This window comes from Acinetobacter sp. GN11 (assembly GCF_054823985.1).
Map to the genome: position 1 here is coordinate 1 of NZ_JRVL01000064.1, position 23,423 is coordinate 23,423.

Sequence of the window (23,423 nt, forward strand, 5' to 3'; positions counted from 1 at the left end):
TAAATCTATAAATAAGATAGGCTGTTCATTTGAGAGTTTAGGTATTACTTGGTTTTCTACTTTCCTGTTTATTATAGAAGCTTATAATGATTCAGAATCATTCCAAATCTAATAAGGATATAACATGTCTACCGACCAGCAATTCCCAGCACCCAATAATTTAGGGATCGCAGTTTATCCAAATAATGCAGAAGCTATTGGTAATACTCCTTTAGTTCGTATTAACCGTTTGATTAAAACTGGTGCAACCGTATTAGCAAAAGTGGAAAGCCGTAACCCTGCATTCTCTGTGAAATGTCGTATTGGAGCGGCACTAATTGCAGATGCAGAAAAGCGCGGCGTGTTAAAAGAAGGCATGCATATTATTGAACCAACCAGCGGTAACACGGGGATTGCACTAGCTTTTGTTGCAGCTGCTAAGGGTTATCCAATTACTTTAACTATGCCTGCAAGTATGAGTCTTGAACGTAGAAAAGTATTAAAAGCACTCGGTGCCAACTTGGTTTTAACTGAACCAGCGAAAGGAATGAAAGGTGCGGTTGATGAAGCTATACGTTTAGCAGCCGAACAGCCAGATGTTTATTTCTTACCTCAACAATTTGAAAATCCCGCCAATCCACAAATCCATGTAGATACAACTGGTCCTGAAATTTGGCAAGCAACAGATGGACAAGTCGATATTTTGGTTGCGGGCGTAGGTACTGGCGGCACAATTACTGGTATTTCTCGTTATTTCGAACAAGTTCAAAATAAACCTTTGTATTCTGTAGCCGTTGAACCTGCTGAGTCTCCAATTATTACTCAAACTAGAAATGGAGAGAACATTACACCTGCACCGCATAAAATTCAGGGAATTGGTGCCAACTTTATTCCAAAGAATCTTGATTTAGATCTTGTTGATGAAGTCTTACCAGTGACTAGCGAAGAAGCAATTCAATGGGCAAGAAACTGTGCAACGCAGGAAGGTATTTTAGTGGGTATTTCAAGTGGGGCAGCTTTGGCTGCGGCGGCAAAAATTGCAGAACGCCCTGAAAGTGCTGGTAAAACGATTGTTGTTATTCTTCCAGACAGTGGAGAACGTTATTTATCTTCTGTTCTGTTCGATGGTTTATTTGACGAATAAAATTAAGTATAAAAAAGCCTATCAGCAGATGGGCTTTTTTTATTTGAACTTATTTATAAAGCGCCTTTTAAAGCTTTTTGATGACGTTTAACAGATCGAGCATATTTTTTAGCTTTGTGCCGTGTCCAGAAGCTTCGCTCATATCCAGTTGGCCCTACATTATAATAAGCTGTTGCTTTGAACCAACTATCCGCTGACTGATAATAGTGATTTAAGATATAAGCACCACATTGAATATTTGTAGATTCATCATACAAATTACCAGCACAAGTTTGTTGCCAATAGCTGGGAATAATTTGAGTTAAACCTACTGCACCCGTAGGTGATAGCGCATTAGTATTGTAACTTGATTCTTGTCTTATGACTGCGGCAAGCAAAAGAGGCGGCACATTATATTGGTCAGCACTTTGAATAATAATCGGGGATAACCGATTCGCTGTGCTTTGTGGAACAGAATAGGCTTTTTGTAGACCTGATGAGAGCTTATTTGAACGCCATGAAAATGAACCACTATTCGGGCCTAAGCTGGTACACCCCGTCATTATTGTCATTAAAGCAATTACGAAAAATTTGAGACTCAAAATGTTTATTTGAGTCGGTTTAAAATAATTGTTAGATAAAGATGAGGTAAGCAAAATACAAAACCGATAATCAAATTTCAAATGAAATCATGGTATTCAGCTGCAACTAATCGATCAATATAAGTTCTGTTGCTCAGCACAAGCAAATAGTGAGAATTTTGTATAATTAAAATGAAAGAACCCCGACTTCCTGTCGAGGTTCTTTCGTATTCAGCTTATGTAGCTAACTCCTGTCAACTACCGCTTCCTGCGTTCTTATTCTTCTTCAATGAGACATCCTGTCTCTCTATGCTTCATATATTATGAAAAAATACTAAAGATGAATATCCGCAAATCGCCGCAAGTTTTGTACGTTTTAACTTACAGATCAACTTACTTAAATACGATGTCGACAAGTTTTTGGGCTATAGGAGCACAAATCAATACACTTGGAAAAGCCAATATCCATGCAATAATCCAAGCCGATACCCACAATGAAAGGAAATGATGATTTAGTCCCACTACTTTAAAAGTTGAAATACCTGAAATTATAAAAGACATCATTCCAGATAAAATTAAGAGAAATAAAAGCTTCTGTGCTTTCATAGTCTCATATTCCTTGAAAAGCATTTAAGGTCAATGCAAAATTTTCTCCAAATTGTTGAGCAGTTTTAATATCTCCTTCATCAAATCTATCGGCATTACTGCCATGTTGAGCCTGAGCCATTAAGCCTGACCATGAGCCTAGACGATTGGCTGCTTGAATATAAGGAATGCCTTGGTGCTGTTCAGGCATGATCGGGTTGCCGACCCATAACATGCCGTGTTGCATACAAAAGGTAAAAAGTGAAATTAGTGTCGATTGTTTATCACCTGCGGGAAGGGAAGATACGGTAAAGCCAGCCGCCAGTTTTCCTTTAAATTTCTGTTTTTTCCATAATGGACCCGTCGCATCCATGAGTTGTTTTAACTTGGAAGATACACCCCCTAAATAAGTAGGAGATCCCCAAATTAAGCCGTCATATTGAATTAGTGTTTCTGGGTTTTCGACAAGATGTTCCACACTGAGCAAATCTACTTTAATATCTTTATGGCTCAAGATACCAGTTTGAATTTGCTGAGCAATAAATTGGGTGTGGCCTTGGCGGCTATGGTAAATAATGGCAACGGTTTTCATGGGCAGTTTCCTCTTTATTTAAATTTGAAATAGTTTTGCAGTGAGATATAAGCCACAACCAAAAACACTATGGTTTAGTAAACTTTTTAGGCAGTTCAAAAAAGGATGAGGGGTTTTTGAAGAAGCAAAACCACTACCCATGGCAGGTTGCATAATAAAAAAAGGAATGAGAACGGTGACTACTCCAAACAGTAGTGCTGAATAAAACTGAGGATGGCTAAGCCAAGTTGAGCCAACAATGAAGAGAAAGCTGAATGAAAAGATTAGCCCGACACTATAGTGAGTAACCCAACCTAATAAATATTCACCCTTAATTTGAGGGCTTTGAGCTATAGATTGATGGATGAGTTTTCCTTGAAATATCCAACCTACCCAGCGTCCGAGAAAAGCAAAATTTAAGGTCGGGATCTTAAATATTTTTAGTATTAACAGCCAGATATCCATAATAATTGTTGCGCCAATACCAAGGCATAAAGCTTGAAAGAACAATGTGGAGAGATTCATTTTGAAACCTTGCTTTTATACGTTTGAAATGTGATAAATTTATTGTGCAAGTTAAAGTTAACTTGAAGTCAAGAGGTTGTTATGGATATTGGTGAAGTCGCTAAAAAGGCAAAAGTTACAACTGCAACGCTCCGTTTTTATGAGGAAAAAGGATTAATTAAATCGATAGGGCGGCAAGGTTTACGTCGGCAGTATGGTAAGCACGTAATTGATCAATTGGCACTCATTGCTTTAGGTCGTGCCGCAGGTTTTTCTTTAAATGAAATCGCAACAATGTTTGGACAAGATGGTAAGCCTGAGCTTGATCGTCAGAAATTAAAAGATAAAGCTGAACAGCTAGAGCACATGGCAAAGCGATTGCATTTTATCAGCCAAGGATTAGAACACGCTGCTGTATGTCCTGCTGAAAATCATATGGAATGTCCAACCTTCCAGAGTTTTTTGAAAGCAGCAATTGCTGGAGAATATCAGCCAACGAAACTTTAATTCTTTTTGATGAAGTTATTTAGTTTGTGTTTGTATTGCACAGTTGGGTTTGTCATATTTTCGCCATAAAGATTTCATCTTTTTGAAGTAAAAGCTTCATATAAGCTTGATTAAATTTGCTTAATTTTTTACCAAATGTATAAAATCATGAGCAAAAAAACTTTAGTCACATTATTATGCTGTGCCAGTTTAGGATTGACGGCATGTAATGATGATAATGATCAAGAACAAACTTCACCTACTGAAAAAGTTACTGAACCAACTTTAATTTCTTTTGCCAAGTTACCTGTAGAAACCTATGCTGCTGGTCCAGACTCGGGCGCATATGTGAAAGGTGCAAATGGAATTTACCCTCCATTTAAAGGTCAACCTGTACAAGGTTTTTCTGCTGCATTAAAAAATGAAGATGGCAGTTATATGGCAATGGCTGATAATGGTTTTGGGACTCAAGATAATTCAGCAGATTTTTTACTTCGTATTTATAAACTAAAGCCTGATTTCAAAACTAAAGCTAAAGGCACGGGTCAAGTGACTGTACAAAGCTTTATCCAGCTGCGTGATCCGAACAAATTAATTCCATTTAATATCGTGAATGCTGATACAGCAGATCGATTATTAACGGGTGCCGATTTCGATCCAGAATCTATGCAACGTACTAATGACGGGACTTACTGGATTGGCGATGAATTTGGGCCTTACTTACTTCATTTCTCAGCAGATGGTGTATTGCTAGATGCACCGATTGCTCTGCCAAATCCATTAAATCCGACTCAAGAATTACGTTCACCACAAAATCAGTTTAATAAAGCGAAAATTAATTTTGTAGAGCCTCTAGTTCAGCAAAGTGGTGGTTTTGAAGGAATGGCGATTTCGCCAGATGGGCAGTATCTTTACCCCCTTATAGAAAAGCCTATTAAATCAATTCGAGAAACAGAAAGACAATTGCTGATTTCTCAATTTGACCTGAAGAAAAAAGCGTATACAGGGAAATATTATTGGTTCCAGTTAGACAGCAAGGCAACAAATATTGGTGACTTCCAACTCTTTAATGATAAAGAAGGCATTATTATTGAGCGTGATGCGACCCAGAATAATTTAGGCGGATATAAAAAATTAATTCGTATTAAATTAAATGAGTCAGGTCAGCTAGTAAGCCGTGAAGATTTAGTCGATTTAATTAAAATTGCTAATCCGAATATGTTGTATGGCACAGCAAGAGCAGGGGATATTGGGACAGAACAGGTTTTTGCTTTCCCATTTGAAACCATTGAAGATGTGATTATTGAAAATGGCACAACGCTTACCGTTTTCAATGATAATAATTTCCCTGGATCTACAGGTCGTAATGCAAAATTGGCTGATGATAATGAGATTATTCAAATTCGTTTGCCAAAAGCTTTGTTCTAAGGCCTATAAGTAAAAATTAAAACTGCGGCGGATTTTATTCCGCCGCATTTATTCAAAGAATAAAATATTGAGTAAAGTTTAATCAAATTAATTTCTACATCCTTGTTTTCGCATGTTTTATAAACAGGGAAAATGAATGGAATTCATGTTAAAATGATCGGCTTTCATCTTTAGATGTCTCTCCTCCATCTGCTAGCCGAGATTCGCAAGCCATGTCTACTGCCTACACCATGCAGACTGCGCCCAAAGCGCTGTTTGATTACGACAAATATTGGGCGTCGTGTTTTGAACCCGCACCATTTTTGCCGATGTCACGAGAAGAAATGGACCAACTCGGCTGGGATGCTTGTGACTTCATTTTAGTTTGCGGTGATGCCTATATTGACCATCCATCGTTTGTTTCAGGTGTGATTGGACGTGTGCTTGAGGCACAAGGTTTTCGTGTCGGAATTATTGCACAGCCAGACTGGACCAATGTTGAAAGCTTCCGCGTTTTAGGTAAGCCTACCATTGCTTGGGGCGTGACGGCAGGTAATATGGATTCGATGATCAACCGTTATACGGCAGATCGTAAAATTCGTTCAGATGATGCTTATTCTCCAAACAATGAACCAAATAAACGTCCTGACCGTGCTGCGACTGTATATTGCCAACGTTGTCGTGAAGCATTCCCAGATGTACCAGTGTTATTAGGTGGTATTGAAGGTAGTTTACGTCGTATTGCCCACTACGATTATTGGTCAGATAAAGTCCGTCGTTCGATTTTGATGGATTCAAAAGCTGATTTGCTCATGTATGGTAATGGTGAGCGTGCCATTATTGATGTGATGCATCGTTTGGCTAAAGGTGAAAAAATCCACGAGATTACTGATGTTCGTGGTACAGCATTTATTATTAATAAACATAACAAAGCATCAAAAGCAAAGTTTGTTGAAGTTGTAAGTAATGATGTAGATAGCATTGGGCGTGTTGATCCAATTATTAACCCATATGTTATGACTGAAGATATTGATGGCTGTGAGGTTGAAAAAGAAAAAGGTAACTCATTAGCTCAGTATCAAGATTTCCAGAAAGAGATTGTTGCAAATCCGATTGTGCGTGAAGGCGACAAACTAGATGACGACACTCAAATTGTTCAATTAAAGCCGGCACCGTCAAAAGCAATTAAACATAAGTTACCTCCACGCGAGTTAGCAGTCATTCGTTTACCTTCTTTTGAAGAAGTGTCAAATGATCACGTGCTTTACGCACATGCAAACCGTATTTTGCATCTTGAAACCAATCCAGGTAATGCACGTGCATTGGTTCAACGCCATGGTGAGCGTGATGTTTGGATCAATCCACCTCCAATTCCTCTAACCACTGAGGAAATGGACTATGTGTTTGATTTACCATATGTACGATTACCGCATCCTACCTATGGCGATGCGCGTTTCCCTGCATTTGATATGATCAAATTCTCGGTCAACATTATGCGTGGCTGTTTTGGTGGCTGTACATTCTGTTCGATTACAGAACATGAAGGTCGTATTATCCAAAACCGTTCGGAAGATTCGATCTTACGTGAGATTGAAAAAATTCGTGATACGGCACCAAATTTCACTGGCATTATTTCAGACTTAGGTGGTCCAACAGCAAACATGTACCGTTTGCATTGTAAAGACCCTGAAATTGAAAAGAACTGTCGTAAACCTTCTTGTGTGTACCCTGGCGTTTGTCAGAACTTGCATACCGATCATGCACCTTTAGTACAGCTTTATCGTAAAGCACGTGCGATTAAAGGTGTGAAGAAGATTTTGATTGGTTCAGGTTTGCGTTATGACCTTGCAGTATTGAACCCTGAATATGTAAAAGAACTAGTACAACACCACGTTGGCGGTTATTTAAAAATTGCTCCTGAACATACCGAAAATGGTCCTCTATCTAAGATGATGAAGCCGGGGATTGGTACGTATGATCGTTTTAAACAAATGTTTGATCGTTTCAGTAAAGAAGCAGGAAAAGAGCAATATTTAATTCCTTACTTTATTGCAGCACATCCGGGTACTTCAGATTATGACATGATGCACCTTGCAATTTGGTTGAAAAAGAATGGTTTCCGTGCCGATCAGGTACAGACGTTCTATCCATCACCAATGGCAACTGCAACAACCATGTATTATTCGGGCAAAAACCCGCTTGCTAAAGTAGCTCGTTATACTGAAAAAGTTGATATTGTAAAAGGTGACAAGCGTCGTCGTTTGCATAAAGCATTCTTACGTTACCATGATCCAAACAACTGGCCATTACTTCGTGAGGCTTTAAAAGAAATGGGCCGTGCCGATTTAATTGGTAATTCAAAGCAGCATTTGATTCCGACCTATCAGCCACAAGGTACTGCGGAAGGTGAATATAAGTCAGCACGTAAGAAGAACTCGTCTGTAGCGGGAGATTCAGCAAAACGTGGTCAAGGACAATCTCACTCGGCAGCAGGGCAAAAACGTCCACAAAAAGGACAGGTTCTAACCCAACACACTGGTTTGCCTCCTCGTGAAACAGGTGAGAAAAGACCATTTGGCGGTAAAAGTAAACCGAAAAACAAGGTTCGTGGATAGTGATAAAACAGGCTCTTAAACAGAGCCTGTTTTGTTTTTAATGTGCCTGTTTAAATCGCATAGTGAGATTTTTCAGATTTAAAGTACAAAAAACGTAACGAAAAATGATAAATACCAAAAATCGGACGAGCTGCACTTGATTGTTGTTGACTCTATGATTATAAATAATGTGAGGGTGGCTAAATTTAAGCCAAGCTTGATAACTACAAGTGAAATTACTAAGTGAACCTTTTAAAAAACGGCTGTGTCGTTATCAATTAAAACAAAGTGTGATCTAGCAAAATCATTATAAAAAACCTAAAGGATTGGACCCATGTACTATTTAATTACGATTTTATTATTATTTCTTGCTGTTGTAATGGCAGTGAAAAGTCTTTCGCGAAGGCATCAACATGATAGTGCCTTGAAGCGCCGTGCAGTATTAACTAGTCATGAGCAAATGACATTAACCAGACTACAAACAGTTTTACCTAAATTTACCGTGTTGGCACATGTATCCTTTGATGCATTATTAACTACAAAATATGCGCATACACGTCGAAAATATCAAAATATGGCAGCTGATTTTGTTGTACTTGATCAAAATTATCAGGTTGTTGTCATTGTGGTTCTTGGCGAAAATGGTTTACGCCGTGCGCATCAGCAATATGAACGTCGTCTATTACAATTGGCCGGCTATCGTGTACTGCATTACAGCGAGGTGCCTGATTATCACGATCTAAGAAGGGACTTATTGACTCCAGAAACAGAGATGGCAATTTTACATGTAACGCCGCAACTAGAACGAATGTCAAATGCGTTTGTGAAGTCTTAAAAGTTAGAGATTATAGCAATTGATTAAAGAACTCATTAAAGAAGATCTTAATAACATGCTGACATTAAAAATGTTAAAACTACTAAAAAATTGAGCAATATAACTAGGGATATTGCTCAATTTAATGTCGTTTTATATTTATAAAAATTATGGAAGTACGGCAACAACCGTCATTTCTACAAGTACGTCCGGTGCATAAAGTTTAGACTCTACACAAGTACGCGCTGGTGGATGTCCTTCACTAATCCATGCATCCCAAACAGCATTCATTGCTGCATAATCTTTGTCGATATCTTTTAGAAAAATCATGACAGAAAGAATGTGGGTTTTATCTGTTCCGGCTTCTGCCAATAGGCGGTCAATATTATCTAAAGTTTGCTGAGTCTGCGATGTAACATCTACGCTGGTATCATCTGCGAGTTGCCCAGCTAAGTGTACTAAATTACCTGAAATCGCAACTTCGCAGTAGCGTGAAGTCACGTGTAAACGCTTTACCGTCATAAAAATGCTCTAGAGTGGCTTTATTTAATAGTTTTGATTTTATGAAGAGTTGCTATGCGTGTGCAAGCAAGTAGAAAAGATTTTAAGTAGATTATTGTGATGAGGAAATCAGATCAACCATGTATTGGAAGGGCCCTGTAATATTCGGATTTGGTCGTCACGCCAATCACAGGACGATATGCCGCAAGTAAAGGTTGCTTTTGGCATGGTGCAAATACATGGATAATGAATATGCGCTGATTAGGTTACTCTAAACTTGAAGTAAAAGGGAATAGCTTTTGTTCAAAAGTTGCTCTTTTGAGTGAAAATTAGACAATCACCAAAGGTTAAGTTGGAAGTCATCTGCTTGAGTTTGTAATTGATAAACTCCTATACCAATTAAGCGAAACTGGAAATGTTCAGGAATCTGCATTTCATTTAATAATAAAAATAAAACTTGGATTAAGTCTTGTAGCGACTGGATAGGTCTCTTAAAGCTTTTACTATGTTGTAAAGTCTGAAAATTTTTGAGTTTAAGCTTAATATTCACACCACGTGCATTGAGCTGTTTTTTCTCTAAGCTTTGCCATACTTTTTCGGCTAATCCCTGCCAGTAGGGCTGACATTGAACTAAAGTAAAATCACTATCGAAAGTGGTCTCTTTCGAAATTTGTTGACGTGCTCTTTCGGCTTGAACAGGCCTATGATCAATTCCTTGCGCATATAGGTAGAGCTGTTGTCCATATTTACCAAAGTGGTGAACTAAAACAGCCTCTTCAATTTTCTGTAAATCACCCAAAGTATGTAATTGAAGCTGCTGTAATTTCTCCTGAGTGACTTTACCGACGCCAGGAATCTTTTTAAGTGGCAGGTCTTGAATGAAATTGGCAACCTGCGAAGGTTTGATTACACATAAACCATTAGGTTTGTTCCAGTCCGAAGCAATTTTTGCCAAAAATTTATTAGGGGCTACACCTGCTGATGCAGTCAGTCCAGTTAACCTAAAAATATCTTCCCGAATGTGCATGGCAACTTCTGTTGCGCTTGTAATTTGTTTTAAGTTTTCAGTGACATCTAAATAAGCTTCATCTAAAGATAAAGGTTCAATAAGCAGAGTATATTGCTGAAAGATCGAGTGAATTTGAGCGGAGACTGTACGATATTTTTCAAAATTTGGCTCAATAATAACGACTTGAGGACATAGTTTTCTTGCCTGAGTCATCGACATGGCTGAACGTAAACCAAATTCGCGGGCAGGATAAGATGCAGCAGCAATCACAGCTCGCGGATGATGAGATGAAATAACAACGGGTAAATGCCTCAATTCAGGGTGTTCCCGTAGCTCGACTGATGCATAAAAGGCATCCATATCGATATGAATGATTTTGCGCATATTATTGTGCTTTCACGATGCCTTGCTGCTGTAAGAATTGGTGCCACTCTTTGACTGAACCATCATAAACATTTAAGTCTACTGTCTTTACCATCCCTTCAATTTTACCCTGATTACTATGCTGCCAGAAGAGCCATTTTCTCTTGTCTTTAAGTTCAGGTTTTCCTTCGTAATCTCTGACCCAAAGTGGTGTATTAGGAAAACTACCGATTAACACAATGTGATAAAAAGTTTTAGAAATATAAAAGATAGGTTGTTTGCCATAATGCTGTTTTAGGCGGTCATGCATGATGCCTATTTCTTTAAGTAATTGTTCTTTGGTATGCGAATTAATACAGTTACCGTCATATTCCAGATCAATGACAGGGGGGAGCGTATCTGCTTTTTTTGGAACTGTTGCAATAAAATTTTCGGCTTGTGTTTTACCATCACGACATAGACGGTAAAAATGATAAGCCCCTACATGAAGCCCATGTTCGCGGGCTTTGAGCCAGTTTTCTTGAAATTTTGAATCTTTGTAATCGCCGCCTTCAGTCGCTTTTAAATAAACGAATTGAAACTTTTCTGGTGATATTTTTTTCCAGTCGATATCACCTTGATGGTGAGAAACATCGAACCCTTGAACTGGATAATCTTGTGCAACGGCTTTTTGCTGATAGAACAGACCAAAATAAGCCAGAACTCCCATAACACATGCTAAGCCAATTCCGATAAAGGTATTGTACCGTGCTGTGAAAAAGGTTTGAGCCAGTTTGGTCATGCAAAACTCATTAAAGATTTGAAGCCGACATCATAGCGTGATTTAAGAGCGAGAAACCACGCTAAAAATGCAACGGCTTATACGGGGGTGTTTTTTGGAATTTGCCAGAAAATAAGAGCCGCAATTACATTGATGCAACCGAGGCAAATTAAAGTGACATGGAATGCGGTAGTTACGTGATCGGCACCATAATAACTGGTAAATACATTAATGAGAGTACCTGCCAGTGCCACGCCAATACTCATTGATAGCATCATGATCATCGATAAAAAGCTATTACCACTACTTGCATCTTGTTGAGGCAAATCTTTTAAGGTGAGTGTATTCATACCCACAAATTGCAGTGAGTTTAATGTGCCAAATAAGAAAAAGTGTAAAGCTCTAAACCAAGTTGGAGTATCGACTGTCATGATGGCGAAAGAGGCAATACATAGCCCGACCAGCGTTGTGTTAATGAGTAAAAAACGTCGATAGCCAATTTTTTGAATAATAGGTCTGACAATTGGTTTTGAAAATAATGAGCCTAAGACCAAAGGAATCATCATTAAACCAGCAATAAAAGGCTCAAAACCAAAAGCGACTTGTAGCATGAGTGGTAAAACAAAAGGTAAGGCATTACCACCAAAACGAGCAAAGAAATTACCTAAAATACCAATCGCATAAATTTTGTTTCTAAAGAGTCGACTGCGGAATAATGCATTTTGATGAGTGTGGGAGTGATAGGCATACCAAAGTGTTGCAATTATGCCGATGACTAAAAGTGAAATGCTGAACCAGTTTGAATATTCAGGTGAGGCTAGATGTTCGATACCCAAAGACCATCCAATCATTGCCACTACTAATAAGATGAAGCCGCCTAAATCAAATGTTTTGACCGAAAGTTCTTTTAAATTAGGCATGACTTTTAATGTCATTAAGATGCCTAAGATACCCATGGGAATATTGATGAGGAAAATCCAGTGCCAAGTTGCAACTTCAACTAACCAGCCACCTAAAGTTGGACCCGCCAGAGGCCCGAGTAAACCTGCAAGACTCATTAAGCTCATTGCGGCTAAGAACTGAGTTCGGGGAATAATCTTTAAAAGTGATAGTCTGCCAACAGGAAGTAGTAAGGCTCCGCCTACGCCTTGGATGACTCGGAAAAATAACAGCTCATTAAGGCTCTGAGAAAGACCACAACCTAAAGAGGCTAAAGTAAAAATAACGATTGCCGATAAGAAAATATTTCTAACACCAAAGCGGTCTGCTAACCATCCACTTAAAGGAATGCAGGCGGCTACTGATAAAACATAGGCCACCACTACGCTGTGCATGCGTAGAGGGTCTTCATTTAGATGATGAGCCATTGCAGGAATAGCGGTATTTACAATCGTTGTGTCCAAAGCCTGCATAAAAAAGCCAATGGAAACCAAAAGAACCAGTAAGCGATATTCAGGTTGCAAGGCTTGGTGAGTCGGCGTGGCATTCATAACATTTGAAATTTAACGTTTTGGTCTAGTGTAAAACAAATTGAAAGTAAAAAAAGCAAGACAATGTTGAGTACCCCTTTACTAAATCTAATTGCTCTTGAAGGCAACGGTGAAAATAGTTAAAACAAAAAAAGCGGCAGGACCGCTTTTTTATGGAGAGTAGGTGGGCAACTAGACAACAAATCTTTTTGGCATTTTTAAGTTTTTAATCACGTTATAAATTTGATCAACGTCTTCGCAGATAATCAATTTAGCGCGGTGTTGAAGTGGGAGAAAACCCTCTTGAACCGCATGATCTAACTGGGCAATCAATGCATTATAAAAACCATTCACGTTATATAAAATCATGGGTTTTTGATGTTGGTTGAGTTGACCCCAAGTGGCTATTTCTAATATCTCTTCGAATGTTCCTAAACCACCCGGTAATGCAACAAATGCACTTGCACGTTCAGCCATCATGGCTTTGCGCTCATGCATGGTTTCTACTACGTGTAATTCGGTTAATCTAGAGTGTGCTTCTTCATAGTTAAGCATGAAATCAGGGATCACTCCCACAGCTTCACCGCCATTTTCGAGTACGCTGTCGGCTACTTGTCCCATTAAGCCAATGCTTGCACCGCCGTAGACCAAACCAAAGCCTTGCTCAGCAATTCCACGAGCGAGTTCAATTGCCTTTTCTCGGTAGATTGGATTATTTCCTGCACGTGAACCACAATATAATGCAATAAGAGGTTGTTTTGTTTTTACAGCTGTTATTGGTGAATCATTTACTGCCATTGTTAATACGCTATTCATTGCTTTATTTTCACCTTATCACGTTCATATTTCTTGTCTACACTAAGCCAAAGATATGACAACTTTATAAGCAGATTAATAAGAAAGATTCATGTTTTGTATGGGTTTGGTGAATGCCCGTCATGAACAAATAAAAATGATGAATTTCTATTAAATCTTGCCTATACTAAAAATTCGTTTAACAACATATGAACAAATATGGGTAGTGGTTGTAGTCGCTCCGTTTTAATTTTTTGTCCTAAAAAAACATTTTCCCTCCTTTGTATGGGCATGCTTGCTGTGTTGCCAAATAAAGATAAAATCCAATCAGCACAGGAGCAGGATCGATGATCTTTGAATGGATGTCTGATCCTGCTGCTTGGGTGGGCTTAGCAACTTTAATCGTTCTTGAAATTGTATTGGGGATTGATAACCTCGTTTTCATCGCTATTTTGGCCGAAAAACTGCCACCAGAGCAGCGAGGCAAGGCTCGAAAACTGGGATTATTATTGGCCTTGGGCATGCGTATGCTCTTGTTGGCTGCTATTGCTTGGGTCGTAACACTTACTCATCCACTCTTCCATATTTTTGATCACCCTTTTTCTGGCCGTGATTTGATCTTGCTATTTGGTGGTGTGTTCTTGCTCTTTAAAGGCACCATGGAATTGCACGAGCGTCTGGAAGGCAAACAACTGCAAAAAGAAGACAATCCAGTTCATGCTGCATTCTGGATGGTGATTGTTCAGATTGTTGTGCTTGATGCTGTATTCTCATTAGACAGTGTGATTACCGCAGTGGGGATGGTCAAAGACAAGAGTGTCATGATGTTGGCAATGATTGTTGCTGTCGGGATCATGTTCTGGGCATCAAGACCACTCATGGACTTTGTCAATAAGCATCCAACCGTGGTTATTCTCTGCCTTGGCTTTTTAATGATGATTGGCTTCTCTTTGGTCGTGGAAGGTTTTGGTTTCCATATTCCGAAGGGCTACTTATATGCGGCGATTGGTTTCTCAATTTTGGTAGAAATAATCAATCAAAGCATGCGCCGCAATCAGGAAAAGATGGTTACAACCACAGACTTGCGTTATCGCACTGCCTCTGCGGTTTTACGTATGCTAGGAAGTAAAAGCAGTGGTTCTAGCTCAGATACACAATCTTCGGATAAAGAGGACGTATTAGCTACTCAAGCTTTTGCAGATGAAGTTTTTGATGAAGACAATGGTGTTTATCATAGTGTACTTGTGCAAGGTGTTCTTGGTTTATCAGAACGTCCAGTAAAGTCCGTAATGACGCCACGACCTGAACTTGAATGGATTGATTTAGACGACGAACCGGAAGTTTTAAAAGAACGTTTAATGTCAATGACACACTCTCGTTTGATTGTTGCACGTGGTGAACTTGATAACATTGAGGGTATTGCACTCACTCATAAAGTTTTGAATGGCTTTATTGAAACTGGTGTGGTCGATTTCCAAAAGCATTTACGTGAACCTGTCATTGTGCATGAAAATGCTCAAGTACTTATGGTGATGGAGCAATTACGTCAAGCACCTTTACAAATGGCAATCGTTTTAAACGAATACGGTTCAATTGAAGGTATTGCAACACCAATCGACATCTTAGAAGCAATTGCGGGTGAATTCCCAGATGAAGATGAACTAGATGCAGCCGCTGAGAGCTTGGAAGATGGTTCATTAATACTTGAAGGTTCAACCGACATTCGCCATGTATCTTTGTTATTAGGCCGTGATTTGGTTGATGAAAGTGAACAGTATTCTACTTTATCGGGCTATTTGTTATTCCATTTAGGTCGCTTGCCTGAAAATGGTGAAACTGTTGAAGCAGATGGTTATCGCTTTGAAGTGGTGACGATGGAAGGCCATAAAATCGAGAAAGTTCATATTGTTTCTATCGAACAAGATGAATCAAAAGATTAAATGACATTTCAATTCTAGAAACATCATAAAATAGCTCAAATCTGAGCTATTTTTTTATTTGAGAAACACAGAATGACTCAACACACTTGTCCATGTGGAAAAGGCAGCTATGCAGAATGTTGTGAGCCTTTACATTTAGGCACAGCAAAAGCCCTGAAAGCAGAGCAGCTGATGCGTTCGCGTTATAGTGCTTTTGCATTACAGCAAATTGATTATATTGTTCAAACAACCGCTTTAGGTCAGCAAACTGCACTTGATAAAGATGCAATTGCAGACTGGAGTAAACAAAATCAATGGTTGGGTTTAGAGGTCGTTAACACCAACGAAAAACTAGATAAAACCCATGCACAGGTTGAATTCAAGGCACATTATCATGATGGGCAAAAAGCTCAGGTTCACCATGAGGTTTCACATTTTGTATATCAGCAACAACAATGGTTTTTTCTTGATCCTACTGTAGATATGCATGTCACTATGAAACAGCCTTGTATATGTGGCTCTGGAAAAAAATTTAAACAATGCTGTGCACAATTCATATAACTTTACCTTAAAATACGCGCACCGTTTGGCCTGAGGGAAAGGGCGATGTTACTCACCGTTATTTATATTATTGCGATTACTGCCGAAGCCATGACAGGCGCATTGTCTGCTGGGCGACGGAGTATGGACTGGTTCGGTGTCGTACTGATTGCCTGTGTGACTGCTTTAGGTGGTGGGTCTGTACGCGATGTATTACTCGGCCATTATCCTTTAACTTGGGTAAAACATCCTGAATATTTGGTTCTGACTTGTTGTGCTGCATTTGTCACAATCATTATTGCCAAATGGATGCGTCACTTACATAACATCTTTTTGGTGCTCGATGCCTTAGGTCTAATCGGCTTTACTATTATTGGTTGTCAGATTGCCTTGCAAATGGGGCATGGTTTTGTGGTATCGGCTGTAGCAGGGGTGTTAACTGGGGTTTCTGGTGGTATTTTACGTGACATTTTATGTAACGATGTCCCGTTCGTTTTCCGTCGTGAACTTTATGCGAGTATTGCTTTTGTAGCAGTCATTTGCTACTGGGTATGCTTAGATTTGGGATTCAGTTTAGAGTTAACTGTTATTTCAACCTTAATTTTCGGTTTTACTCTGCGTCTGATTGCGATCTATTTCGGTTTAGAAATGCCTAAGTTTATTTATAAAGATGACGATGCAGAATCAGCTTCATCAACCGATGAACATTAATTATGCAGAATGCGATGTGAGCATGCTATAACAATTAAATATTGTATTGCTCACTTATTCTTTCCAGTAGAGTTTTCTTATGGATCTGGTTTCACGTATACAAAATCTTCCGATTGGCAAATTCCACTACACATTATTGTGGGTGGTTGGGTTAGGTTGGATGTTTGATGCGATGGACACCGGCATCATTGCTTTTATCATGACAACGCTTGTTAAAGACTGGGCATTAACACCAGCCGAAAGCGGTTGGATTGTGAGTATTGGCTTTGTAGGAATGGCTATTGGAGCAGTTTGCTCGGGAGCTTTAGCAGATCGGTTTGGTCGAAAGACAATATTTGCCACGACCATGGCAATTTATAGTATTGCGACTGCCTTATGTGCTTTTGCTCCAGATTTAAAATGGTTATTGATTTTCCGTTTTATTGTTGGCGTTGGTCTTGGTGGACAGTTGCCTGTTGCGGTGACATTGGTGAGTGAATATATACCTTCACATGTACGTGGTCGTTTTATTGTATTACTTGAAAGTTTTTGGGGTTTAGGCTGGTTAGTTGCGGCGTTAATTTCTTATTTTATTATTCCTAAATTTGGTTGGCATATTGCATTCCTGATGGGCGGCCTACCACTGATTTATATTTTGGTCATTTGGAAAAAACTCCCCGAGTCGATACCGTACCTGATTAACCGTGGTCGTATCGAAGAAGCGCATGCATTAGTTCAAAAACTAGAAGCTCAGGCGGGTGTTCAAATCGTTCATCACATTGAAGTCGTGCCTGTAGCCATACAACAAAAGGTCTCTTTTAAACAACTTTGGAGTGGCCCTTTTGCACGCCGTAGTTTAATGCTGTGGCTCATCTGGTTTGGAATTGTATATTCCTACTACGGCATCTTTACTTGGTTACCAAGTTTACTGGTGAAACAGGGCTATGACATTGTTAAATCTTTTGAATATGTTTTGCTTATGATTTTGGCACAACTACCTGGTTACTTGGCAGCGGCATGGTTTGTGGAGCGATTGGGTCGAAAAATTACACTCGCTTCTTTTATCGGCTTTTGTGCATTGTCTGCATATTTCTTTGGACAAGCCGACAGTGTCAACAGCATTATGTTTTGGGGCTGCCTTATGTCATTCTTTAATTTAGGGGCATGGGGAGTGTTATACACCTATACGCCAGAGCAATATCCAGCCAATATTCGAGCTTTCGGTTCGGGCTGGGCATCGGCAATGGGGCGTTTAGGCGGAATTTTGGCGCCAATTGTTGTTACCCATATGATGGTTGCAAAGCATGGGTTTAGCCATGTTTTCATGATGTTTACTGTTGTTTTACTTTTGGTCGCAGCTGTAATTTTAATATTAGGTGAAGAAACCCAAGGGAAAAGACTCGAGTCGATAGGCATGTAGTTTTGCCTAACTTTATAGCAAGTAACTAAAAATATAGACCGATGAGACATAATTTGACGCTCAGGTGACAGACTCCCTCTTGTGTCTGTAACATAGCCCACTTAGCATAAGACTCATTTAAAATAACGACTGATTTGGAAGATAAGCTGACTATGACCAGCCTTGCGCATCAAGCGACAGAAAACCGCTCTGTAGCCGAATTTACTGAACAGGCTTACCTGAATTATGCCATGTACGTCATCATGGACCGTGCATTGCCGCATATCAGTGATGGTTTAAAGCCTGTACAGCGCCGTATTGTATTTGCCATGAGCGAATTAGGGCTGAAAAATAGTGGTAAGCCAAAAAAATCAGCTCGTACAGTCGGTGATGTACTCGGTAAATACCATCCTCATGGTGACTCGGCATGTTATGAAGCGATGGTCTTGATGGCTCAGCCATTTAGTTATCGTTATCCTTTAATTGAAGGACAAGGTAACTGGGGAGCACCAGATGATCCTAAGTCATTTGCTGCGATGCGTTATACCGAAGCAAAACTTTCTGCCTACAGTGAATTATTGTTAAATGAGTTAGGTCAGGGCACAACTGACTGGCAAGATAACTTTGATGGTTCATTAAAAGAACCCATTACGTTACCAGCGCGTATTCCTAATATTCTACTCAACGGCACAACCGGTATTGCGGTTGGTATGGCGACAGACATTCCGCCGCATAATTTACGTGAAGTGATTAAAGGAACGATTGCCTTAATTCGTAACCCACAAACTTCAGATGAAAAATTGGCTGAATATATTCCAGCGCCAGATTTACCAACAAAAGCTGAGATTATTACGCCGCCAGAAGAATTACTCAAAATCCAGACCACTGGTCGTGGCAGTTACCGCATGCGAGCGGTTTATACCATCGAAAAAAATGAAATCGTGATTACTGAATTGCCTTATCAAGTGTCGGGCTCTAAGGTGATTACTCAAATTGCCGACCAAATGCAGGCCAAAAAACTACCATTAGTCGTTGATATCCGTGACGAGTCGGATCATGTAAACCCAACACGATTAGTGATTGTACTTCGTTCTAACCGCATTGATGCAGAAGCGGTGATGAGCCACTTATTTGCTACCACCGATTTAGAATCGAGCTATCGTGTTAATTTAAACATGATTGGTGAAGATGGGCGTCCTCAGGTTAAATCGATTCGTCGTATTTTGCTGGAATGGATTGAGATCCGTAAAAAAACGGTGACTCGCCGTTTAGAATACCATTTAAACCGAATTGAAAAGCGCCTGCATATTTTGGCAGGTCTTTTAATTGCTTACCTTGATATTGATACAGTCATCCGTATTATTCGTGAAGAAGATCAGCCTAAACCTGTATTGATGGAACACTTCAAGATTGATGAGATACAGGCAGAAGCAATTTTAGAACTCAAGTTACGTCATTTAGCAAAACTCGAAGAGATGGAAATCCGTCAAGAGCAGGATGAACTTGCAGCAAAAGCAGCAATTATCCGTGAGCAATTAGGAAATCCAGAATCTTTAAAAAATCTGATTATTGGTGAATTAAAAGAAGACGCGAAAAAGTTTGGTGACGAACGCCGCTCTCCAATTGTGGTACGTGCTGAAGCTGTCCAGATTAAAGAACAAGACCTTGTACCAGCAGAAACAGTAACAGTGGTTTTATCTGAAGCGGGTTGGATTCGTGCTGCAAAAGGTGCAGATGTTGATGCAGAAAATTTAAACTACCGTGCTGGTGACCAATATTTAAGTCACGCTGTGGGCAAAACCAATCAACGGATTTATTTCCTTGATGAGACAGGGCGTAGTTATGCTTTACCTATCAGCAGCTTGCCATCAGCAAGAGGTTTAGGTGAACCATTAAGTTCCAAACTTGCTCCTGCAAGCGGCGTGTCGTTTATTCAGGTTTATCTAGAAGATGAAGCGTCTGAACTTATCGCTGCTAGTACATCAGGTTATGGATTTAAAACTCAAGCCAAACAGCTAGATACCAATGCCAAGGCAGGGAAAACATTCTTGTCGGTGCCTGAAAAATCAAAAGCTTTACCATTAATATCTGCTCAAAATATGACACATTTGGCTGTGCTCAGTTCAGCAGGTCGACTCTTAATCATTGATTTGGCAGAACTCCCAAATTTAAATAAGGGTAAAGGTAATAAGTTGATACAACTTGAAGCGAAAGAGCAAATTTTATCCATGACAACCCTGAACTTAGATGAAATAATTCAGGTGGTTGCAGGGCAACAACATTTAAAATTAAAAGGTGATGATCTACAAAAATACCTGGGTAAACGAGCTTCAAAAGGTCAGCTCTTACCACGTGGATATCAAAAAGCAAATAAACTGTTGATTCAGAGATAAAGCTAGCGTCTGGCAACATAAATACGCTATATATGGCAACATGTTCAAGCAATGAACTGAACTTGTTGGTATGAATAACGATTAAAAGGACAGCAATTTGGAGTACGTAATTTGTACTCCATGCAAAAAATTTGGCAGGGTTAAATTGTCAAAACTTCTGTCTCATAATCTTGTTCGAAGTGTCATGAATGTGCCAATAAGTTTTAAATATGTTCTGGCACCAAGAAGCTAAAGAATAGCTGGGGCATTGAATAACAGTTATTACTAAGGATTACGAATCGGAGATAATGGCATTATGGAAAAAATTTGGTTTGCAGAATACCAAAAGACAGGGATTCCAGAAACAGTAGCATTGCCTGCGGAAAATACCTCACTTGTTGATATTTTTGAGAGTAATTTCCAAAAATTTGGTTCTCGCGATGCCTTTATCTTTATGGATAAAGCGATGTCATTTAATGAGTTGGAGCTTGCAAGCCGTAAGTTCGCGACCTATTTGCAAAATTTGGGGTTAGCAAAAGGAACTCGTGTGGCAGTGATGATGCCGAATGTGTTGCAGTATCCTGTAGTTGCATTAGCTGTGTTACGTGCAGGTTTAGTGTTAGTAAACGTTAACCCACTTTATACTGCGCGTGAACTTGAGCATCAATTAAATGACTCAGGTGCAGAAGTACTTGTGATCATTGAAAACTTTGCCAGTGTTTACCAAAGCATTTTGGGTAAAACACCAGTGAAACATGTAGTAGTTGCATCAGTCGGAGACATGCTTGGTACACTCAAAGGTACTCTGGTGAACTTTGTATTACGTAAAGTACGTAAACAAATTCCAGCTTGGAATATTCCAGGACACGTTAAATTTAACTCAGCATTAAATAAAGAAAATGCGAGTAATTATAAGCGTCCGACGTTAACTTTAAGTGATACGGCTGTACTTCAATACACTGGTGGTACGACGGGTGTTTCAAAAGGTGCAGAGCTTACTCATCGTAATCTTGTAGCAAACTTACTTCAGTGTGATGGCATTTTCCAAAGTAAATTTGGAGCAAACGATGGTGCTAAAGGCGACCGTATTGTTTGTGCATTGCCGCTTTATCATATTTTTGCGTTCATGGTTTGCGCGATGTACGGTATGTATAAAGGTCAGGCAAATATCTTGATTCCGAACCCTCGTGATTTACCAGCTGTTATCAACGAACTGCGTAAATATCAACCATCATTCTTCCCAGCAGTAAATACATTATTTAATGCTTTAGTGAATAATGAAGAGTTCAGACAACTTGACCATAGCAAGTTAAAAATGGCGATGGGCGGTGGTATGGCCGTTTTACCTTCTACAGCAGAAGCTTGGAAGAAAATTACTGGCACAACCATTATTGAAGGTTATGGCTTGTCAGAAACCTCACCGGTAGCAACTGCAAATCCACCTGCTTCTACTGAATTTAGTGGCACCATTGGTATTCCGTTACCTTTAACTGAAGTGGCCATTTTAGATGATGATGGGAAAGAAGTTGCTTTAGGTGAGCAAGGTGAAATCTCGATTCGTGGGCCTCAAGTAATGAAAGGTTACTGGAACCGCGCTGATGAGACAGCTAAAGTCATGACAGCAGACGGCTTCTTCCGTACGGGCGATATCGGCGTTATGGATAGCCGTGGATATACAAAAATTGTAGATCGTAAAAAAGATATGATTTTGGTTTCTGGCTTTAACGTTTACCCAAGTGAAATCGAAGAAGTTATTGCTAAACATCCAAAAGTATTGGAAGTTGCAGCTATTGGTGTTCCAGATGAAAAATCAGGTGAAGTGCCAAAACTCTTTATTGTGAAAAAAGATCAAAGCTTAACGACTGAAGAAGTTTTAAGCTTCGCTAAAGAAAACTTAACAGGCTATAAGCGCCCTCGTTATGTTGAGTTTATGGATGAATTACCAAAATCAAATGTAGGCAAAATTTTACGTAAAGACTTACGTAAACCAGCTTAATCGGTTAATAAAAAAAGCGCCTTAGGGCGCTTTTTTTATTTTATATTTTATGACTTTTTATAAACCAGCGGTCTATATAAGGTCGTCCAATTCCGATCATCCCAACAAAAACAAGCATTGTGCCAAGTTGCAGGCGGAGGTGAGTTAAATCAAGCTGACCATAACTTAAATAGTTATCTGCTAAGCAATATATCGTAATCACAATGAGCCAGTGCCACAAAGGAAGTCGTTTAATACCGACAGCAATAAAGGTAATTGTTAAAATAACAAAGGTGCCAAGTGTAGATTGCCAATTTAAATTTGCACAAATCACACTCAGTAAAAAAGCGACAATAGGGAGTACGATCTTTAATATGCGATCCATCTGAAGTTGATTCTGTTTTTGCTTATCCAAGACTTTAAACAATTCTTTTTGATCAGGTTGTTGCATACATGGCCCTATTACTCAGTGATGACAAGTGATTGCATAAAATTTCAGGTAAAAACGCAATGTTATGATAGCATGATCAACAGTATTTTCAGTGATGGATGGCACTATGCAGGGCATCAGCGGCATTATCTATATTATTTTAGTGGCATGTTTACTGCCATACGCATTTACCGCAATTGCAAAAATTACAGGTGGTTTTCAGCCTGCCGATAATCAAAACCCGAGAGCTTTTTTTGCCAAAACAACGGGTCTGGCTGCTCGCGCTAATGCCGTACAACAAAATAGTTTTGAAAGCTTACCTTTATTCTTAACGGCTATTTTAATGGCCGAATATATGGTCGTTCCAGAATACTTTATTCTGAGATTAGGCTGGGCGTATATTATTTTAAGAGTTATTTATGGGATCTGCTATTTAAGTAACTGGGCAACTTTACGTTCGATTGTCTGGTTCTTATCTATATTGTGTCCAATCTTCTTATTAGTGGTCACGATTAAACTGACTTGAGTGTCATTCTGTCATTCTGTCATTCTGTCAT

General features: G+C 39.3%; 22 protein-coding genes and 1 pseudogene. 13 read left to right on the plus strand and 10 right to left on the minus strand.

Going from position 1 to position 23,423, the window contains the following annotated elements:
- Positions 1-124: 124 nt before the first annotated feature.
- On the plus strand, positions 125-1,123 hold the full coding sequence (cysK, locus tag NL42_RS07875) for a cysteine synthase A (RefSeq protein ID WP_461312355.1): 999 nt from the start codon (positions 125-127) through the stop codon (positions 1,121-1,123).
- A gap of 53 nt (positions 1,124-1,176) precedes the next feature.
- On the opposite strand, the gene NL42_RS07880 is transcribed toward cysK, so the two are convergent.
- From NL42_RS07880 to NL42_RS07895, 4 genes are all read right to left on the minus strand, one after another.
- Positions 1,177-1,785: a lytic transglycosylase domain-containing protein gene (locus tag NL42_RS07880; RefSeq protein WP_440206658.1), complete on the minus strand. Its 609-nt coding sequence runs from the start codon at positions 1,783-1,785 to the stop codon at positions 1,177-1,179.
- 291 nt (positions 1,786-2,076) lie between these two features.
- Complete coding sequence (locus tag NL42_RS07885; RefSeq protein WP_035366541.1) at positions 2,077-2,289, minus strand: DUF2798 domain-containing protein; 213 nt, start codon at positions 2,287-2,289, stop codon at positions 2,077-2,079.
- A gap of 4 nt (positions 2,290-2,293) precedes the next feature.
- Positions 2,294-2,860 carry a flavodoxin family protein gene (locus NL42_RS07890; protein WP_461312356.1) on the minus strand — a complete coding sequence of 189 codons (567 nt, stop codon included), beginning with the start codon at positions 2,858-2,860 and terminating at the stop codon, positions 2,294-2,296.
- 18 nt (positions 2,861-2,878) lie between these two features.
- Positions 2,879-3,364: a DUF2938 domain-containing protein gene (locus NL42_RS07895; RefSeq protein ID WP_461312357.1), complete on the minus strand. Its 486-nt coding sequence runs from the start codon at positions 3,362-3,364 to the stop codon at positions 2,879-2,881.
- Between the two features lie 81 nt (positions 3,365-3,445).
- Here NL42_RS07895 and NL42_RS07900 point away from each other — a divergent pair, with 81 nt between their 5' ends.
- The 4 genes from NL42_RS07900 (at position 3,446) to NL42_RS07915 (ending at position 8,665) form a co-directional block, all read left to right on the plus strand.
- Entirely contained in the window at positions 3,446-3,850 is a 405-nt protein-coding gene (locus NL42_RS07900) for a helix-turn-helix domain-containing protein (protein ID WP_461312358.1), read from the plus strand.
- A gap of 147 nt (positions 3,851-3,997) precedes the next feature.
- Complete coding sequence (locus NL42_RS07905) at positions 3,998-5,257, plus strand: esterase-like activity of phytase family protein (protein WP_461312359.1); 1,260 nt, start codon at positions 3,998-4,000, stop codon at positions 5,255-5,257.
- Positions 5,258-5,469: 212 nt separating this feature from the next.
- Positions 5,470-7,851 carry a YgiQ family radical SAM protein gene (locus NL42_RS07910; RefSeq protein WP_461312360.1) on the plus strand — a complete coding sequence of 794 codons (2,382 nt, stop codon included), beginning with the start codon at positions 5,470-5,472 and terminating at the stop codon, positions 7,849-7,851.
- 313 nt (positions 7,852-8,164) lie between these two features.
- Positions 8,165-8,665, plus strand: coding sequence for a DUF2726 domain-containing protein (locus NL42_RS07915; RefSeq protein ID WP_461312361.1), 501 nt, complete (start codon positions 8,165-8,167; stop codon positions 8,663-8,665).
- Positions 8,666-8,812: 147 nt separating this feature from the next.
- Here NL42_RS07915 and NL42_RS07920 read toward each other — a convergent pair whose 3' ends face one another.
- Positions 8,813-9,166 (minus strand): RidA family protein, encoded by a 354-nt coding sequence (locus tag NL42_RS07920; RefSeq protein ID WP_013199158.1) that lies wholly within the window; start codon positions 9,164-9,166, stop codon positions 8,813-8,815.
- 225 nt (positions 9,167-9,391) lie between these two features.
- Between NL42_RS07920 and NL42_RS07925 the strand changes: the two are divergent.
- Positions 9,392-9,478, plus strand: a pseudogene (locus NL42_RS07925) (hypothetical protein).
- A gap of 4 nt (positions 9,479-9,482) precedes the next feature.
- On the opposite strand, the gene dinB reads toward NL42_RS07925, so the two are convergent.
- From dinB to NL42_RS07945, 4 genes are all read right to left on the minus strand, one after another.
- Positions 9,483-10,538 carry a DNA polymerase IV gene (gene dinB / locus NL42_RS07930; protein WP_336169949.1) on the minus strand — a complete coding sequence of 352 codons (1,056 nt, stop codon included), beginning with the start codon at positions 10,536-10,538 and terminating at the stop codon, positions 9,483-9,485.
- 1 nt (position 10,539) lies between these two features.
- Positions 10,540-11,298 (minus strand): glycoside hydrolase family 25 protein, encoded by a 759-nt coding sequence (locus NL42_RS07935; protein WP_461312362.1) that lies wholly within the window; start codon positions 11,296-11,298, stop codon positions 10,540-10,542.
- Between the two features lie 77 nt (positions 11,299-11,375).
- Positions 11,376-12,767, minus strand: a complete 1,392-nt coding sequence (gene mdtD / locus NL42_RS07940) for a multidrug transporter subunit MdtD (protein WP_461312363.1) — start codon at positions 12,765-12,767, stop codon at positions 11,376-11,378.
- Positions 12,768-12,938: 171 nt separating this feature from the next.
- Positions 12,939-13,562, minus strand: coding sequence for an LOG family protein (locus tag NL42_RS07945; protein ID WP_461312364.1), 624 nt, complete (start codon positions 13,560-13,562; stop codon positions 12,939-12,941).
- A 326-nt stretch (positions 13,563-13,888) separates the two neighbouring features.
- Between NL42_RS07945 and NL42_RS07950 the strand changes: the two genes are divergently transcribed.
- The 6 genes from NL42_RS07950 to NL42_RS07975 all read left to right on the plus strand — a co-directional run bounded on the left by NL42_RS07950 (position 13,889) and on the right by NL42_RS07975 (position 22,457).
- Positions 13,889-15,481: a TerC family protein gene (locus tag NL42_RS07950; RefSeq protein ID WP_461312365.1), complete on the plus strand. Its 1,593-nt coding sequence runs from the start codon at positions 13,889-13,891 to the stop codon at positions 15,479-15,481.
- A 72-nt stretch (positions 15,482-15,553) separates the two neighbouring features.
- The gene (locus NL42_RS07955) at positions 15,554-16,021 is read left to right on the plus strand and encodes a YchJ family protein (RefSeq protein ID WP_461312366.1); all 468 of its coding nucleotides are present in this window, start codon (positions 15,554-15,556) and stop codon (positions 16,019-16,021) included.
- A gap of 45 nt (positions 16,022-16,066) precedes the next feature.
- Positions 16,067-16,711, plus strand: coding sequence for a trimeric intracellular cation channel family protein (locus NL42_RS07960; protein ID WP_336169962.1), 645 nt, complete (start codon positions 16,067-16,069; stop codon positions 16,709-16,711).
- Between the two features lie 79 nt (positions 16,712-16,790).
- Positions 16,791-18,110 (plus strand): niacin transporter NiaP, encoded by a 1,320-nt coding sequence (gene niaP, locus NL42_RS07965; protein WP_461312367.1) that lies wholly within the window; start codon positions 16,791-16,793, stop codon positions 18,108-18,110.
- Between the two features lie 152 nt (positions 18,111-18,262).
- Complete coding sequence (parC, locus tag NL42_RS07970) at positions 18,263-20,482, plus strand: DNA topoisomerase IV subunit A (protein ID WP_461312368.1); 2,220 nt, start codon at positions 18,263-18,265, stop codon at positions 20,480-20,482.
- 295 nt (positions 20,483-20,777) lie between these two features.
- On the plus strand, positions 20,778-22,457 hold the full coding sequence (locus tag NL42_RS07975; RefSeq protein ID WP_045437187.1) for a long-chain-fatty-acid--CoA ligase: 1,680 nt from the start codon (positions 20,778-20,780) through the stop codon (positions 22,455-22,457).
- Positions 22,458-22,497: 40 nt separating this feature from the next.
- Here the strand turns inward: NL42_RS07975 and NL42_RS07980 are convergent, their stop codons facing one another.
- Positions 22,498-22,887 carry a hypothetical protein gene (locus NL42_RS07980; protein WP_461312369.1) on the minus strand — a complete coding sequence of 130 codons (390 nt, stop codon included), beginning with the start codon at positions 22,885-22,887 and terminating at the stop codon, positions 22,498-22,500.
- A gap of 106 nt (positions 22,888-22,993) precedes the next feature.
- Between NL42_RS07980 and NL42_RS07985 the strand changes: the two genes are divergently transcribed.
- Positions 22,994-23,392, plus strand: a complete 399-nt coding sequence (locus NL42_RS07985; protein ID WP_003654397.1) for an MAPEG family protein — start codon at positions 22,994-22,996, stop codon at positions 23,390-23,392.
- Positions 23,393-23,423: the final 31 nt, after the last annotated feature.